This window comes from Streptomyces sp. NPDC055400 (genome assembly GCF_053644375.1).
Window position 1 is genome coordinate 93,691 of the sequence record NZ_JBSHLM010000001.1, and the last position, 15,582, is coordinate 109,272.

Here is a 15,582-nt window from a genome sequence, read left to right on the forward strand (position 1 = left end):
GTGGCGCAGCCCGGCCGCAGCGGCCGGACGAAGGGAGACAGGGCCCGCCGGACACGTCCGGCGGGCCCTGTTCGTGTGCGTTGCGGCGTCCGCCGTGCTCAGAGCCAGTCGCGGCGCGCCGCGTGCCAGCCCAGCTGCATACGGGTCGCGACACCCGCCAGGCTCATCAGGCCCTGGATGCGGCGCTGGACGGTGCGCTTGCTGACCCGCAGCTGTCCGGCTATCGCCTCGTCCGTCATGCCGGCGACCATCAGGGAGAGCAGGTGCCGGTCCTCCCCGAGGGGCGAGGCGGGATCCGTGGTGCCGGCGCCGCCGATCTGGCCCTCCTCGGTCACCCGGAGCGGGGCACCGATGTCCCAGTGGTGTTCGAACAGGGCGATGAGCGCGTCCAGCAGGCTGCTCTCCCGCACCACCGCGGCCCGCAGTTCGCGGGGGTTGCGGGACGTGCCCGAGGCGGCCAGCGGCAGGATGGCCACCGAGCGGTCGGCGATCGCCATCCGCAGCGGCAGCACAGGCACCGCCCGGGCGACCTCTCCGGCGCACACGCCCTTGACGACGTAGTCCACCGAGTCGGGGTCGTCGAAGTACGCCTGCTCGTACAGGGCCCGGTAGAGCACGCCCCGGTCCAGCGCGTCGAACTCCTCCTGGTTGCTCTCCGCGGACATGGCCACGTACTGGGCCTTCACGAACCACATCATCTCGCGGGCGGCGCCGTCCTGGAGCTGCCGCAGATGCTGGCGCAGTGCCGCAGCGCCTGTGATGATCTCGACGGCCTCGTCCGTGGTCCGGGCCCATGCGCTGCGGCGGTGTGTCTCCGCCAGTTCGTAGACGGCGGCCCGGGTCTGTTCCAGGGCGTCGAAGTGGCGTTGGAGCCGGGGCATGAGGGCCACCTGCGGCGGCACGGCCGTGAACCATTCGGGACTGTCCTCGACCGCCGACGCCAGGCCCTTGTGCTCCAGCGCGCGCAGCAGCAGCCGCGCGGTCACGACGTCGAGGGCCGAGCGGCCGGAGATGTCCTGGGCGGACGCCGTCCCGGTGGCGACCAGAAGGCGGTACACCTCGCTCTCGTCGGCCGTCAGGCCCACCGTCTCCAGCATGTCGCCACCTTTCTCACCGTCCGGGCTGCCTCCGCCCGGGTTTCCGCCGGGGAACGCGGTCGTCCCGGCGGATGATTCCACCAGCCCCTGCGACCCGGCACCACGACGGTTGTCGCCGGCGATCTGGTCACCGTGCCGGGGGCGGTGCCGTCAGCATCCCGTGGAACCGGGGCGGGGCCGCTCGAGTGTCACAGACTGTGGGCCACGGGGTGGCGAGGTTCGTACAACAGCAGTTCGGCCACTGGGCAGACGCACCGCCGTCAGCCTGCCCCAGCGCTGCTCGCCGACCGGGCGGGTGATCTCGACGCCCCGCGCACGCAGTTCCCCGAGCTGGGCGTCGAGATCGTCGCGCATCAGACAGAACTCGTGCTGGGGGCCCTCGGCGGAGTGTACGGCGATCTCTGCGGGGGGCAGCTCGAAGATCAGCCACCCGCCGCTCCAGGGCGCAGCTCAGCCGAGGGCGGGGCCAGGGCCCCGAGCGGACGGAACCCGCCGCGCCGAAGGGAGCCGAGGCGACGGGGCGGCCGAGCTTGCCCGGCCAGAACATGCGCCTCCCGGCGACCGCCCGCGCGAACAGGGTGTGTTCCCGGGGACCGAGATCAGCCCCCGGGGGGCCCGGGCCGTAGTAGTCGGCACCCCGGCCGCCGCAGCGGAGTCTTGCCGCCCGGCAAAGACCCCTTCGCTGCATGGGGGCTGCCTACCACGAGCACCCCGTCCAACCGGCCCGAAGACGGCCGGATACAGTGCGCGCGACGGCAGCCCGGTTGCTTGAGGGGGAAGCGTGACCGACACCAGCGAAACCCGATCCGCCGACAGTGCGGCACACGGGACCCAGCGGAGCCGACTGCACCGCCTGATGCGCTACCTCCCCCTGATCGCCCCCGTCCTGCTGTGGACCGTGCCCTACTGGCTGCTGCTGCACACCGGCCAGCACTGGCCGCTCCCTGTCACTCTGGCCTGCACCGCCCTGTTCGCCCTCGGCCTGATCGGTATGCCGCTCGCGATGGTGCGCGGCCACGGCCGACGGCAGCAGGACTGGGCGGCGATCGTCGGGGACACCCTGCTGGGCACCATCTGGGTCCTGTTCACCTGGTCAGTTCTGCTCGGCGTCCTCCTGCGGCTCGCCCTGACCGTGAGTGGCGTCGGCGACCCCCAGGACCGGGCCCGGATCGTCACCTGGGCGGTCCTCGGCGCAGCCGCCGTGCTGCTCACCTGGGGGTACGCCGAGGCCCGCCGGGTACCACGGGTACGCCGCCTCGACGTGCAACTTTCGCGCCTGGGGGCCGGGTTGGACGGCACGCGCGTCGTCCTCATCACCGACACCCACTACGGCCCGCTCGACCGCGCCCGCTGGTCGGCGCGGGTCTGCGAGACGGTGAACACTCTGCAGCCCGACCTGGTCTGCCACACCGGAGACATCGCGGACGGCACGGCCGAACGCCGCCGCGCCCAGGCCGCCCCACTCGGCACGGTGCAGGCCACCCGGGCCCGGGTCTACGTCACCGGCAACCACGAGTACTACAGCGAGGCCCAGGGCTGGGTCGACCTCATGGACGAGCTGGGATGGGAGCCGCTGCGCAACCGCCATCTGCTGCTCGAACGCGGAGGCGACACCCTCGTGGTCGCCGGCGTGGACGACGTCACCGCCGAGTCCTCCGGCCTCGCCGGCCACCGCGCCCACCTCGCCGGAGCTTTGAACGGCGCCGGCCCCGACCACCCCGTCCTGCTCCTGGCCCACCAGCCCAAGTTCATCGACCAGGCGGCAGCCGCCGGCATCGACCTCCAACTCTCCGGCCACACCCACGGCGGCCAGATCTGGCCCTTCCACCACCTGGTCCGCATCGACCAACCCGCCCTCGCCGGCCTCAGCCGCCACGGCCCCCGCACCCTCCTCTACACCAGCCGCGGAACCGGCTTCTGGGGCCCACCATTCCGCGTCTTCGCCCCCAGCGAGATCACCCTGCTCGTACTCCGCTCCCCGCACCTGCCCACCTCGATGTAGCACTGGGCGGGCCAGCAGTTCCGCCCGGAGATGCTGCCCCTCGGCAGCCTCGCTCCGCTCACACGACGGAGATCGTGACGGACGACCGGGTCTCGGAAGTGACCATGTCCCGTATCGCACAGCCCTTATGAGCGAGGTCCCGGCTGTAGCTGTCCGACGAGGTGGAAGACCTCCCGGGCCGCATAGCCTTGAGGCAACGGACAATTTCGCGACGGGTCTTACCCTCTTTGATCCGGCGCTCGAAATAGTCCTGAGTGCGCGAGTCGACCCGCAGACGGGTGCGCCGCAGGTCGTACACCCGTTTGCCGAGCGGTGAAGCAAAGTCCTCCGGACGAAGAACCTGCTGCCGCGCAGTCCGCCAGGCCCGCCGGATGACGGACCCAGGCGCACATCCGCCGACGGCGCCACGTCGCGGAGCCATTCGTCCAGGTAGGCCCGTTCTTTGCTCGTTCCTCGGGGTCACAGGCGGTCCACGAGCACTCGCTTGCCGTTCCGCGACGAGGTGTCCTCATAGGTCCTCTGACAACTGGGAACGCCGCGTGGGCATGGCCGCCGCCTGCGGTCCCACCCACGCGGTGCTGTCCCGGGTGACCTCCGGGGATGTGACGTCAGCGCAGGCCGAAGGCCCGGGTGATCGTCTGCGAGACGGTGTTGCCCGCGCTGTCCCGGGCGCCGACCCGGAGGGTGACGAAGTCGGCGGACCGCGGCGCACGCAGGTTCGTCCGCCATCCGTCGTCGCACCGGCTCAGGGCGGTCCGCTGCCAGGTCGCACCGTCGTCGTACGACACCTCGACGGTCGGCTTCCCGATGGTGGCGGTGGTGCCTGGCAGGTGCGAGGCGGTCACCGTCAGGCCGGCGTGACGGTCGGCACGGCCGGACTTGTCGGTGTCCACGCCGTAGTCGAGCTGGATGAGCGGCAGGGACACCGCCGCATCGCTGCCGGTGACCGTGGAGGTGAAGTCCCACTCGGTCAGCGTGTGCGTCGAGTACGGGTTGGCCCAGGTGCCGCGGTCGTTGTCGAGGACCAGCCGGTAGGGCAGGCGCTCGGCGCCGAGGCCAGGAACCTGCAGGTACTCGGCGTTGCCCCAGTCGAGCTGCTGGTCGCCCTGGTAGAGCGACATCCAGTCCTTGACGTCGAAGTTCGCGCCGGCCTCGCCGACGTGGCCGGACCCCGAGTCACCCCAGCCGGGCGCGGTGATGTACATCGTGTCGAGGTAGCGCACCGGCTGGTAGTTGACCGGGCCCATACGGGGCCGCTGGATCGGGCCGAACCAGCTGACCTTGCCGGTCTTGCGCGCCGGGTAGGTCAGCGGGTCGATCGAGTGCTGCCCGGTCTCGCCCTGGATGAAGGCGTCGTCGAGCCACGTGGTGCCGGCGGTGACCCAGTCGGTGCGCTCGCCCTGGGCGGGAGCGGTGAGCTGGTTGCCGACGGCCCAGCCGCGCCAGACGTCCGGACGGAACTCCATCGCCTTGCCCTGCCGGTAGTTCCGGAAGGAGACGTTCACCCGGCCGAGGTCCTTGGAGTCCTCACGCCAGGTCGGGTCCGTCGGAACGGCGCCCGTCCAGTGGTGCACGACGTCGTAGACGTAGTCGGTCGTGGGGTGCGAGGTGACCTTCAGCGAGACCGCGCCGTGCCGGAGTTGGCCGAGCAGGTCGGCGCCCTGGTCGGCGTTGAGCGTCGCCACCGTCACCGGGGCCGTGCTCTGCGAGCTCCAGGGGTTCTCGTCCCAGGGCTGCAGGCGGCCGTCGCCGTCGTTGACGACCAGCAGCAGCCGGGCGCCGGCGGCCGCGGCGGCCTCCGCCTGGGCCTTGATCCCTTCCGTGCCGGCGCCGCGCACCACGACGGCCTTGCCGCGCACGTTCTGCCGCGCGAGCTCCTCGGCCGTGCCGTCACCGGCGAAGACCGCCGTCAGATTCCGGGTCCCGGCGGGCAGTGGCGTGGCCGCGCGCTTGACCAGCGGGTCGTCGAAGGTCGTCGACTTCGTGCTCAGGGTCAGCGCGGGCTGCTCGAGGCGGAAGCGGGCGCCGGTCTCGAACTCGCCGTCGGTGACCTTCTTGCCGGTCGGGAGCGCCCAGATGCTGTCGTACGACGGGTCCGGCAGCATCGACGTCTCCACCAGGCTGTCGGTGAAGGACCGGTGGGCGTCCAGGCGCGGTGCGACGGCGGTGGTCTGCTGTGGCACGCGCGCCAGGATCCGGCGAGCCTTGCGGCCGTCCAGGGTGACGGTACGGTCCTGGTCCAGCTTCACGTCGTTGAAGGCGAGCAGCACCATGCCGCGCGAGTGCGGGCCTTCGGCGCCCTGCACGTCACCGGTGAGCCAGCCGCTGTAGCTGCCGACGGGCAGCCGCGCCGTACCGGTGCCGGACGCGTCGAGGTCCATCACCGTGAAGAGGTGCTCGGCGGTCAGCACGACCCGGCCCTCAAGCGGCTTGCCCGAACGGTCCTTGGCGACAACGGTCAGATTCTGCCGCCGGCCCTCGCGGGCCGCGCCGATCAGGGTCCGGGCGCGGACCGCTCCGCTGCCGTCCGTACCGATGATCAGGGCGCTGACCGACTGGTCGCCGCCCAGCTTGTCCAGATCCGCCGTCAGGGTGACCGCGGCGGTGCCGTGGGCGGGCACGGTGACGTGGTCGGCGGAGAGGCGGAACAACCCTGCCGGGACGGTGCCGTTGACCGCCAGGTCGAGGTCGGCCGGTGCGTCGCCGACGTTGGTGTACGTCACCGTCTGGGCGTCGCTCTGCCCCGGCTTCGGCGGCCACGTGTGGAAGCCGGAGTAGGCGCTCGTGGTGGCGAAGACCGTGGTGTGCACGGCCGCCAGCGCGTCGAGCCGGCCGGCGCCCGCCTGGTACGGGGTGTACGCCGGGGTCGCCTTGGCGCTGCTGACCAGCGCCTCCTTGAGCTGGGTGCCCGTCCAGCCGGGGTGCTCTGAGGCGAGGAGCGCGGCGGCACCGGCGACGTGCGGCGTCGCCATCGACGTACCGCTCATCGTCGTGTAGTAGCCGGAGCCGCGCTTGTAGTGCGAGCGCGCCGCGACGATGTCGACGCCGGGCGCGGTGATCTCCGGCTTCAGCCCGCCGTCGCCGTCACGCGGGCCCTGGCTGGAGAAGTCGGCGAGCGTGTCGGTGGAGTCGACGGCGCCGACGGTCAGCGCGGAGTCCGCGGCACCGGGGCTGCTGATGGAGTGCGGGCCGCCGTTGCCCGCCGCGATCACGAACAACGCCCCGGTTTCGTGGCTGAGTTCGTCGACGGCCTGGCTCATCGGGTCGGTCTTGTCACCGCCGCCGCCCAGGCTCATGCTGATGATCCTGGCCTTCTGGTCGCGGGCGGCCCACTCCATGCCCGCGATGATCCAGGATTCCTGGCCGCTGCCCTCGGAGTTGAGCACCTTGCCGACGGCCAGCCGGGCGCCGGAGGCGACACCCCGCTCCTTGCCGTCGGAGGCGCTGCCCGTGCCGACGATGGTCGAGGCGACGTGCGTGCCGTGGCCGTTGTAGTCGGCGATGTCGTCCTCGCCGGGGACGAAGCTGGCGCTGTCGGACACCTGCCCGGCCAGGTCCGGGTGTTCGGTGTCCGCGCCGCTGTCGAGCATCGCGACCTTCACGCCCTGGCCGGTGTCGCCCTCCGCCCACACCTTCTGCGCGCCGATCTGGGCGGTGGAGTCGGCCAGGTCGGCCTTGACCTTGCCGTCGAGCCACACGTGGGCGACGCCGCCCGCGAAGGACGGCTTCGCGGACCGAGCCGCCGCACCGGAACCCCTGGTGAGCGAGGACCAGAACTCCGGTGCCTGCTTGTGGTTCTGCGCGAGGGCCGAGCCCCGGATGCTGTCCAGGCGGCGGACGTCGGTCGAGCCCGCCATCTTCGCCCGGGTGCGGGACTTGGCGGCGGCATCGGTGTAGCGCACGATCAGCGGCAGCCGGGAGCTGTGCGCGTCGTCGTAACCCTCGGCGATCAGCCGCGTCACGTTGAACAGCTGCTTGTCGAGCTTCCCGGCGCTCACGTACGGCAGCGCGGAGTCGGGGTAGACGTAGGTGGCGCCGTCCAGGACAGCACGGTGGAAGCCGGTAGTGGCTCCGCTCGCTGCCTGGAAGGAGCGCACGACGGTGCCGTCGGCGGCGGTCCCGATGGTGACCTTGTCACCCGTGATCAGGGTGACGGTGTGCGTGCCGGCATCGCCGGCGGTTTGGTGTCCGGTGTCGTTGTGCGACACCTCACCGGCGGAGTACGCGGACACAGCGGCAGTCGCCGGTATGACGCCGAGTGTCAGCGCGGCCGCCACGGCGAGGGCGATCGGCCCGGGCCGGGGGATGGGAACCTTGGGCAAGGAAGACTCCTGGGACGCGGCGAAGAGTGAAAGATCACTGGATCCTCCGGCCTCCCCCGCCGTCGTTCAAGGGGTCACACATGTCGCTCTTGTGCCATGGCACAGTTACGCCGCGAGCAGACGGGGTCGTCGGCCACCGCGTCCGCGGGGACGGCGGCGGACGCGGCCGGAATCGAGCAACGTGCCCTTGTCGCACCGAGGTTCGGCACACAGCTGGCGCTGGGGCAGGGCCCGGCCGATCAGCCAGCCCACTGGGTCCTTGATCGGGCCGTGCAGCCGCATCTGATCCCCCAGGCGCCTCGAGAGGCGGTCTGCGAGAACCTGCGGCGCGTCGGGGCGACCGGTGAAGCCCTCCACCCGGGCCAGTTCGCTGCGGGCCCCGGCCCCCGCCAGGGGGCCGGACGGTCCAGGCGCACCCACACCAGGTCGACCGGCGCCAGGACAGCCCGCAGATTCTCCGGCGGCAGGGCACCCTCCCCCGCTGCTGCCTGCCCTGACCCGAACTGTCCACGACCTGCAGCGGAGAACCAGCCCGCGGCCGCCTTTCGCGCCTTCGATGACCGGGGAGCCGCCAACGCTGCCCTGTACGACGGCAAGCACTCCGGCCACGCAGCCCTCGCCGACGCCCGGCAGACAACTCACCCGTCCATCAACGGGCGCCGCGCCGGCCGCCACGGAACCGGAATCGGGGGGCCAGCCGCATGAGCATCGCCACCCTGCCCGGGGCGACTGGATCCGCGGCATCACGATTCGCCAGCCCTATGCCACCTGCATCCTCGCCGTGAAGCCCGGAAGACAAGCCCCGGCCCTGGCTGTGGCGGGGCTGGGTCCTGATCCACGCCGGGCAGAAGCTGGAGCGCCCCGCCCTGCGTGATCCGCTGATCGCCACCGCGATCCGCGGCCGCGAACTGCGCCTGGGCGCGGTCATCGGCGTCGCCCGCCTCACCGGCTGCCACCCCGACCAGGGGCCCATCTGATGCGCCGACCGCCCAAGGCGGCTACTCCTGACGGGTGGCCCCCGCGGCCGGGGCGCGGAGGGGGGCGGTCCGCGTGTCATAGATAGACGGAACAGGTTGTCGACTGTGGGAGGGCACCTTGCCGAGTGCTGATCCGATCCTGGTCACCGGTGCCGCCGGTGGCAGCGGGGGTGTGGGTGGGAAGGTCGTCGGGGAGTTGCGCGAACACGGGGTGCCGGTGCGAGCCCTGGTGCACCACGACGACGACCGTGCCGCCGCTCTGCGGGCCATCAGCGGCGTCGAGGTGATGGTCGGTGATCTCACGCGTGGAGCGGATGTGGTGGCGGCCCTGGAGGGATGCCGCAGAGCGTACTTCGGGATGAGTCCTTCGGCCGACTATCTGGAGGCCACGGCAACCGTGGCGGCAGCGGGCCTTGAGAGCGGCCGGCTCGAACTGCTGGTGAACATCTCACAGATGACCGTTTCTCAGATGAACCTCGCCAGCAGCACGGAGTCGCGCCAGCAGCGGCTGCACTGGCTCTCCGAACACGTCCTCAACTGGTCCAGGCTGCCCGTCGTCCACATCCGGCCGACGGTGTTCATGGAGAACCCACTCTTCGGCATGCTCGCCGTGGCCTCCATCCAACGCGACAACACCATCCGGCTCCCCTTCGGCACCGCACGCACCTCGCCGGTGGCCACCCGCGACGTGGCCGAGGTGGTCACCCGACTGCTGCTCGACCCTTCACCACCGGTCGGCCGGGTCTACGAACTGACCGGCGCCGCCTCCCGCGACATGGCCACGGTCGCCGCCGAGTTCTCCGATGCGCTGGGACGCACCGTGACGTACCTCGACGTGCCGTACGACGAATGGGTTGAGCGCGACCTGAAGCCGCTGGGCCTGACGCCGCATGTCTTTGCCCACATCTCCACGATGGCCCGCCTGCACAGGGAGAACCGCTACGACCGGAGCACCAACGATGTGACGGAACTCCTGGGCCGCCCGCCATCGGGCTTCGACAGCCTGGTCGAAGCTACACCGGGACTGCGGGCTGGGAAGGGGTAGGCCCTGGGACGCCGGCTGCGACAGCGATGCCGCCTCGTCTCGCGGTTCGTCCCGCGAGGGCTGGCGCCAAACCTTCACGGTCACCCCCACCACCCTCCTGGCCTGGCACCGACAACTCATCGCCCGGAAATGGACGTTCACCCGGCACCTCCGCCCCGGCAGACCTTCCACGCCATCTCCTGCACGCCCTGCGCGAGTTCGAGACGTTTTACGACGAGCAGAGGCCGCACCAGGGACTTGCGAACGCCCGCCCCCTCCACTCGCTGCCCGCCCCGATCGAGGACACGGACCGGATCGCCCATCTGGACGTACGACGACGGGAGCGACTTGGGTGGCACCCTCCACGAGTACGAACATGCGGCGTGAGCAGCACGGATGAGGTATTCGGCAAGCGCAGCCCCTCGGCGCGTTACGCGCAGGAAACCGGCGGCAACTCCTCCCGGTAACAGGCGCTGCATAGACATGACACGTCACCGCACACACCACACGTCACCACATCGTGGCATGTGTATACCGCGCTACGACGAGGGGCCTTGATGTCACACGAGCCGCGCGTGCCGACCGATCTTCCCGCCACGCCCGCAGCCGCCGCCATATCCGCCGAACTCCCCGTGGTGCACGAGGCGTTGGCCTCGCGGCTCGGGCGGCGCGGGCTGTTGCGCATCGCGGCGGGGCTCGGCGCGGCCGGTGGGACGGTGGCCGCGGGTGCGCACTCCGCCGCCGCAGCGCCCGACGGGCCCGCCACCGTCTCCCGCCCGCAGCGCATCCTGCAGCCCGGCAAGGGCCCCATCGACGGTCAGCACTATCTGCGCGCCACACCGGACACCGTCCGCTGGGGCTACGTGCCCGCCCGCGACGCCGACCCCGTGCTGCGCATACGGTCCGGCGAGACAGTCACCGTGGACGCCCTCTCGCACGAGGGTCTGCTGGAGGACCAGGGCCGCGACCCCGTCGCCTGGTTCGGCGAACACGGCGTCGGCAGGGACCAAGTGCTACGGGACGCCGTCGACCTCGCCCGCGACTATTCCCGCACACCCCGCTCCTTCGACACCGACGGCCCGCACGTCGTCCTCGGCCCGGTGCATGTCGAGGGCGCAGAGCCCGGCGACGTACTGAAGGTGGAGACACTGTCGCTGCTGCCGCGCGTGCCCTACGGCGTGGTGTCGAGCCGACACGGCAAGGGCGCCCTGACCCGCACCCGGGACGGCGGCGCGCCCGCCGGCATCACCCGCGACGAGGTCATGCCGCCCGTCGACACCGACGGCCGGCCGTCCGCCAAGGACCCCGAACAGTACGGAAATGTCTCGGTGTTCGCACCGATCCGCAGCGGCGGCGGGGCTGGGGGCCGAGATGGCCACGGCGTCCTCCCACTCGACGGTCCCGGCGAGGTCACCTTCCCGCTCAACCCGCACATGGGCCTGATGGGCACCGCGTTCGCCGATGCCGCCTCGCTCACCGACCCGCTGCTCAACTCGATCCCGCCCACCCTCGGCGGCGGCAACATCGACATCCGCCACCTCGGCTCCGGCTCCGCGTTCTACCTCCCCGTACACGCCGAGGGCGCCCTCTTCCACACCGGCGACCCGCACCTCGCGATGGGCAACGGCGAGGTGGCGCTGACGGCGCTCGAAGGCTCACTGCGCACCACCTTCCGCCTCACCGTCTGCAAGCCCGGCTCCGGCGACGCCCCCACCGTCGCGTACCACTACCCGTTCGGCGAGACCGACGAGGCGTGGCTACCCATCGGCCTCTCCGACCCGGACGGCTCCGCCGGAGCCGGGGGCCAGGGCTCCGACCTGGACACGGCGATGCGCCGCGCCGTCGTCAACGCCCTCGACTTCCTCCAGGCCGACCTCGGCATGAGCCGCCCGGTCGCGTACGCGTATCTGTCGGCGGCGGCCGACTTCGAGGTGTCACAGGTGGTCGACCGGACCACGGGAGTGCACGCGGTGATCAGGAAGAGCGACTTCGGCCGCTAGCCACCGCTGCCCGCTCAACTCCCGTCACCAGCACGCACATTGAGAAGATCCAAAAGAACGCAGGCAGCATGAAGACAGTGAATCGAAGAAGGTTCCTCGGCCTCGCGGCCGCGGCGGGCGCCGGTGCGGTGTTCCCTCCGGGCGCGCACCCGGCCTCCGCGAGCTCCCTCCCCGACCCCACGGTGTGGCGGGAATTCGGCACGCCGCTCGTGCCCGCCACCGGGCACGGCCCGCTGTCCGGGCTCAATGTGGCAGTGAAGGACCTGTTCGCCATCCAGGGACACCGGGTGGGCGCGGGCAACCCCGCGTGGCTCGCCGAGAGCCGCCCGCAGGCGGCGACCGCCGCGGCGGTCGCCGCGCTGCTCGCTGCGGGTGCCGACGTCGCCGGCCTCGCCCGCACCGACGAGTTCGCGTACAGCCTCGCCGGCACGAACGGCCACTACGGTACGCCGCCCAACCCCGCGGCCCCCGACCGGATTTCGGGCGGCTCGACCTCGGGACCTGCCAGCGCGGTCGCCCTCGGTCAGGCCGACATCGGACTCGGCACCGACACCGGCGGCTCGATCCGGATCCCCTCCTCCTACCAGGGCCTGTACGGCATCCGCCCGAGCCACGGGGCGGTCGACACCACGGGGCTGCTGCCGCTCGCCCCGTCCTTCGACACGGTCGGCTGGATCGCCCGCGACGCCGACACCCTGCGCGCCGCGGGCCGGGTGCTCCTGCCACGCGCCGAGGGGCCCGCACCGTCGGCCGCGGTGTTCTCCCAGGAGATCGTCGACGTGGCCGACACGGAGGTCGCCGCCTCGGTGCGGCGGGCGCTCGCCGGGTGGCGGGGCTCGGCGGATCTGCCGCGCCTGGGCACCGTACGGTTCGACGCCGGGGTGCTGCCGGGATGGGTGCGCGCCTTCCAGACCAAGCAGGGCGTGGAGGCGTGGCAGCACTGGGGCTCGTGGGTCTCGCGGCACTGGGACTCCCTCAACCCCGACGTCCGCTCCCGCTTCGAGACGGCCTCGCGCTACACCCCCGCCGACCTGGCCGCCGCCGAACGCGTGCTGCGCGAGGCACGGGCCCGCGTCGACGACCTGCTCGGCGACCGGATCCTGCTCCTGCCGTCCGCGTCCTCGGTGGCGCCCACCCGCGAGGAGGCCTCCATCGGCGGCCCGGCGATCGAACGGACCCGGGCCCAGACCTTCCAACTCACCTGCCTGGCGGGCCTGTCGGGCCGCTGCGCCGTCAGCGTCCCCGTCCGCAGCCGCACCGCTCCGGTGGGCCTGTGCCTCGTGGGGCCGCGGGGCAGCGACCGGCACGTCCTGGATCTCGCGGCGCGGGTGTCGGCGGCGCTGTAGGCGGCGGCTGTGGGGGGCGACCACAGCGGAGGACGAGGATGCCGGTGCCGACGTGCAGGGCCGGGGCAGCGGCGGCGGCCCGGGTGAGCAGGAGGAGCGGTGAGGCGCTCAGGCTGTAGCCGGAGAAATGGTGCTCGGTGATCCAGATGCCGGCGAAGTCGTGGCCGCCGGCCCACTCCACCTGGCGCAGGAATTCGTGATACTTCTCGCGGGCCGATTCGCGGTCGACAGTGGGCGATACGCCAACGAGGTCACTCTCCGGAACGGGCGCCGCGTCTGGCTGTTCACGGGGTACGCGGAGAGCCGGGAAATACTCTCCGACCCGCGCCTTTCCTCGGACCGGAGCTTCGACGAATACCCCACCATGGCACCGCATCTCGGCGCCGAGGAGGCCAGGAAACTGGTACTCGTCGGTGAGGATCCGCCCACGCACGACATCCATCGCCGGCTGCTGAATCCGGAATTCGGGCTGAAACACGCCCGCGCGCCGCGGCCCCGCATTCAGGCCGACATCGACCGGCTGGTCGACGCCATGCTGGAAAAGGGGCCGCCGGCCGATCTCGTACCGGATTTCTCCATGCCGATTCCGGGTCTTGCGATGTCGGCGCTCCTGGGGATTCCCTTCGAGGACCACGCTTTCTTCCAGGACGCCACGCGCGGGGTCATGCAGGCGAGCACCCCTGAGGAGACCAACGCCGCGGGCAAGGCCCTCTTCGGCTACCTGGACGGGCTGGTGTCGGCACAGGAGCGCGATCCCGGCGAGGAACTCCTCGGGCGGCTCGCCCGGCGGGTCCTGGCCGGGGAGCTGGGCCACGACGAGCTGGTGCAGCTCGCGATGGTGCTGCTCATCGCGGGCCTGGAGACGACGTCGTCGATGATCCCGCTGGGTGTGGCGGCCCTGTTCGACCACCCGGACCAGCTGGCCGCGCTGCGCGAGGGGCGGGTGGCGGTGCCGTCCGCCGTCGAGGAACTGCTGCGCATCACCGCCGTGACGGACTTCGGCGGGGTGCGCTGGGTGACCGCCGACATCGAGATCGCGGGCCGGCTCATCAAGGAGGGCGACGGCATCGTCGTCTCGTCGACGATGCCGAACCGCGATCCTTCGGTGCACGCCGACCCGTACGCCTTCGATCTGGCCCGGGGCAGCCGCCAGCACCTCACGTTCGGCTTCGGCATTCACCAGTGCCTGGGGCAGAGTCTGGCCCGCACCCAGCTGGAGGTGGCGTACGAGACGCTGGTGCGGCGCCTTCCGGGGCTGCGCCCCGCCGTGGACCCGAGCGAGCTGCGGATGCGGCAGACCGGGACGATGCAAGGGCTCGAGTCCCTGCTGGTGACGTGGTGAGCCGGGCCGGCGGGGACGAGGAGCCCGACGCGCTGCGCGTGCGGGCCGACCGGGAGCTGTGCATCGGTGCGGGCCTGTGCGTGCTGAGCGCGGAGGGCGTGTTCGAGCACGACGAGGACGGGCTGACCGTGCTGCTCGCCGCGCAGCCGGACGCGGCACAGTACGAGGCCGTGCGGGAGGCCGTCGCGCTGTGCCCGTCCGGCGCGCTCACGCTGTCCGAGGAGGCCGCGCCGCCACCGCCCCGGTGACCTGAAAGGCCTCGGCGAGGCGTCGGTAGGAGGCGCGGCGCTCGCCGGGGTCGTAGGTGTTGGTCAGGGCCATGACCTCGTCGGCGCCGGAGGACCGGATGAGCGCGCCGAGCCGTTCGCGGACGGTGTCGGGTCCGCCGATGATGTCGGAGCGCTGGTCGAGGGGTGCCTCGGCGGCCCGTTCGGCCTCGGTCGGGCGGTGCGCGAGGGCCGTCTCCTCCGGGAGCAGCCGCGGGTCCTGCCCGGTGAGGACCTGGAGCACGGCGAGTTTGCCGGGGGCGGCGATCCGGTGGGCGTGTTCGTCGTCCTCTCCCGCCCACACGCGCAGGGCGAGGATCGCGTGCGGCCGCGCGTCCGGCGTGTGGGGCACGAACGCCTCGCGGTAGCGGCGCAGTGCGGCGACGGCGGTGTCCGGGTTCACGTACGCGGCGAAGAAGGCGTACGGCAGTCCGGCGCGCGGTGCGCTCGGCGGAGGAGACGCTGGAGCCGAGGACGTGGACCGGCGGCAGCGGGACCTCGACGGGGACGGCGCGCAGCGCGGCGTAAGGGTGGTCGGCGGCCAGCGGGCACACTCCGCCGTCTCGTCGCCGAGCAGTTCGGCGAGCAACTCGTCGAAGGCGTCGCGGCGTTCGGGGGTCCTGCCGAGGGCGGCGGCGGTGAGGTCGTCGCCGGTTCCCGAGGAGCGTCCGACCCCGAGGTCGATGCGGCCGGGGTGCAGGGCGTTGAGGGTGCGGAACTGTTCGGCCAGGTGCAGGGGCCGGTGGTTGGGGAGCATCATGCCGCCGGTGCCCAGACGCAGCCGCGTGGTGTGCGCGGCGAGGTGGGCGATGAGGATCTCCGGCGCGGACGTGCCCATCATGGCGGTCGAGTGGCGCTCGGCCACCCAGTAGCGGCTGTATCCCAACTCCTCTACGGTCCGGGAGAGTTCGAGGGCGTCGCGCAGGGCGTGGCCGGGTGCGCCGCCGGCGCGGACGGGGCCTTGATCGAGCACGGAGAGCGCAGTCATGCGGGGCTCCTGGTTCAGGGTCGCGGGGTGAGCTGGTGTGGTCCGAGAGTGCGTGCCGGGCGTCGGGGCGCAGGCGGGGGTTCAGAAACAGGCCTGCCGCGATGAGCCGAACCGGGGTCCTCGGCCTCCTCCTCCAGGACGGATCTGTCCGCGGGACGACAGGTGAGGAAGACTGGCCCGGCCCGGCCCCGGCACCCGACGCCCACGTGAAGCCCGTC

The 15,582-nt window shown here is 72.1% G+C and carries 9 protein-coding genes and 1 pseudogene; 6 read left to right on the top strand and 4 right to left on the bottom strand.

What is annotated here, in order from left to right; all coding sequences use genetic code 11:
* Positions 1-98: 98 nt before the first annotated feature.
* Complete coding sequence (locus ACWIGU_RS00450) at positions 99-1,097, bottom strand: helix-turn-helix domain-containing protein (protein ID WP_454395924.1); 999 nt, start codon at positions 1,095-1,097, stop codon at positions 99-101.
* Positions 1,098-1,878: 781 nt separating this feature from the next.
* On the opposite strand from ACWIGU_RS00450, the gene ACWIGU_RS00455 reads away from it, so the two are divergent.
* The gene (locus ACWIGU_RS00455; protein ID WP_454395926.1) at positions 1,879-3,099 is read left to right on the top strand and encodes a metallophosphoesterase; all 1,221 of its coding nucleotides are present in this window, start codon (positions 1,879-1,881) and stop codon (positions 3,097-3,099) included.
* A gap of 384 nt (positions 3,100-3,483) precedes the next feature.
* Here the strand turns inward: ACWIGU_RS00455 and ACWIGU_RS00460 are convergent.
* Positions 3,484-3,579, bottom strand: a pseudogene (locus tag ACWIGU_RS00460) (DUF488 family protein, N3 subclade); the annotation flags it as partial.
* Between the two features lie 128 nt (positions 3,580-3,707).
* Entirely contained in the window at positions 3,708-7,421 is a 3,714-nt protein-coding gene (locus tag ACWIGU_RS00465; protein WP_454395928.1) for a S8 family serine peptidase, read from the bottom strand.
* A 1,095-nt stretch (positions 7,422-8,516) separates the two neighbouring features.
* Here ACWIGU_RS00465 and ACWIGU_RS00470 point away from each other — a divergent pair.
* From ACWIGU_RS00470 to ACWIGU_RS00490, 5 genes are all read left to right on the top strand, one after another.
* Positions 8,517-9,443 carry an NmrA family NAD(P)-binding protein gene (locus tag ACWIGU_RS00470; RefSeq protein WP_454395930.1) on the top strand — a complete coding sequence of 309 codons (927 nt, stop codon included), beginning with the start codon at positions 8,517-8,519 and terminating at the stop codon, positions 9,441-9,443.
* A gap of 536 nt (positions 9,444-9,979) precedes the next feature.
* Complete coding sequence (locus ACWIGU_RS00475) at positions 9,980-11,422, top strand: acetamidase/formamidase family protein (protein WP_454395932.1); 1,443 nt, start codon at positions 9,980-9,982, stop codon at positions 11,420-11,422.
* A 68-nt stretch (positions 11,423-11,490) separates the two neighbouring features.
* Positions 11,491-12,768 (top strand): amidase family protein, encoded by a 1,278-nt coding sequence (locus ACWIGU_RS00480; protein ID WP_454395934.1) that lies wholly within the window; start codon positions 11,491-11,493, stop codon positions 12,766-12,768.
* Positions 12,769-12,928: 160 nt separating this feature from the next.
* Positions 12,929-14,110, top strand: coding sequence for a cytochrome P450 (locus ACWIGU_RS00485; protein ID WP_454395936.1), 1,182 nt, complete (start codon positions 12,929-12,931; stop codon positions 14,108-14,110).
* Positions 14,107-14,358 carry a ferredoxin gene (locus tag ACWIGU_RS00490; RefSeq protein ID WP_454395938.1) on the top strand — a complete coding sequence of 84 codons (252 nt, stop codon included), beginning with the start codon at positions 14,107-14,109 and terminating at the stop codon, positions 14,356-14,358. The genes ACWIGU_RS00485 and ACWIGU_RS00490 overlap by 4 nt, the downstream gene beginning before the upstream one ends.
* Here ACWIGU_RS00490 and ACWIGU_RS00495 read toward each other — a convergent pair.
* Entirely contained in the window at positions 14,318-15,364 is a 1,047-nt protein-coding gene (locus ACWIGU_RS00495) for an MsnO8 family LLM class oxidoreductase (RefSeq protein WP_454395940.1), read from the bottom strand. The genes ACWIGU_RS00490 and ACWIGU_RS00495 overlap by 41 nt on opposite strands.
* Positions 15,365-15,582 lie beyond the last annotated feature (218 nt).

What these genes read in the sequence shown, in the direction of transcription:
- ACWIGU_RS00480 (WP_454395934.1), top strand. Translation starts at nt 11,491, where the DNA reads ATGAAGACAGTGAATCGAAGAAGGTTCCTCGGCCTCGCGGCCGCGGCG.
- ACWIGU_RS00495 (WP_454395940.1), bottom strand. Translation starts at nt 15,364, where the DNA reads ATGACTGCGCTCTCCGTGCTCGATCAAGGCCCCGTCCGCGCCGGCGGC.
- ACWIGU_RS00475 (WP_454395932.1), top strand. Translation starts at nt 9,980, where the DNA reads ATGTCACACGAGCCGCGCGTGCCGACCGATCTTCCCGCCACGCCCGCA.
- ACWIGU_RS00450 (WP_454395924.1), bottom strand. Translation starts at nt 1,097, where the DNA reads ATGCTGGAGACGGTGGGCCTGACGGCCGACGAGAGCGAGGTGTACCGC.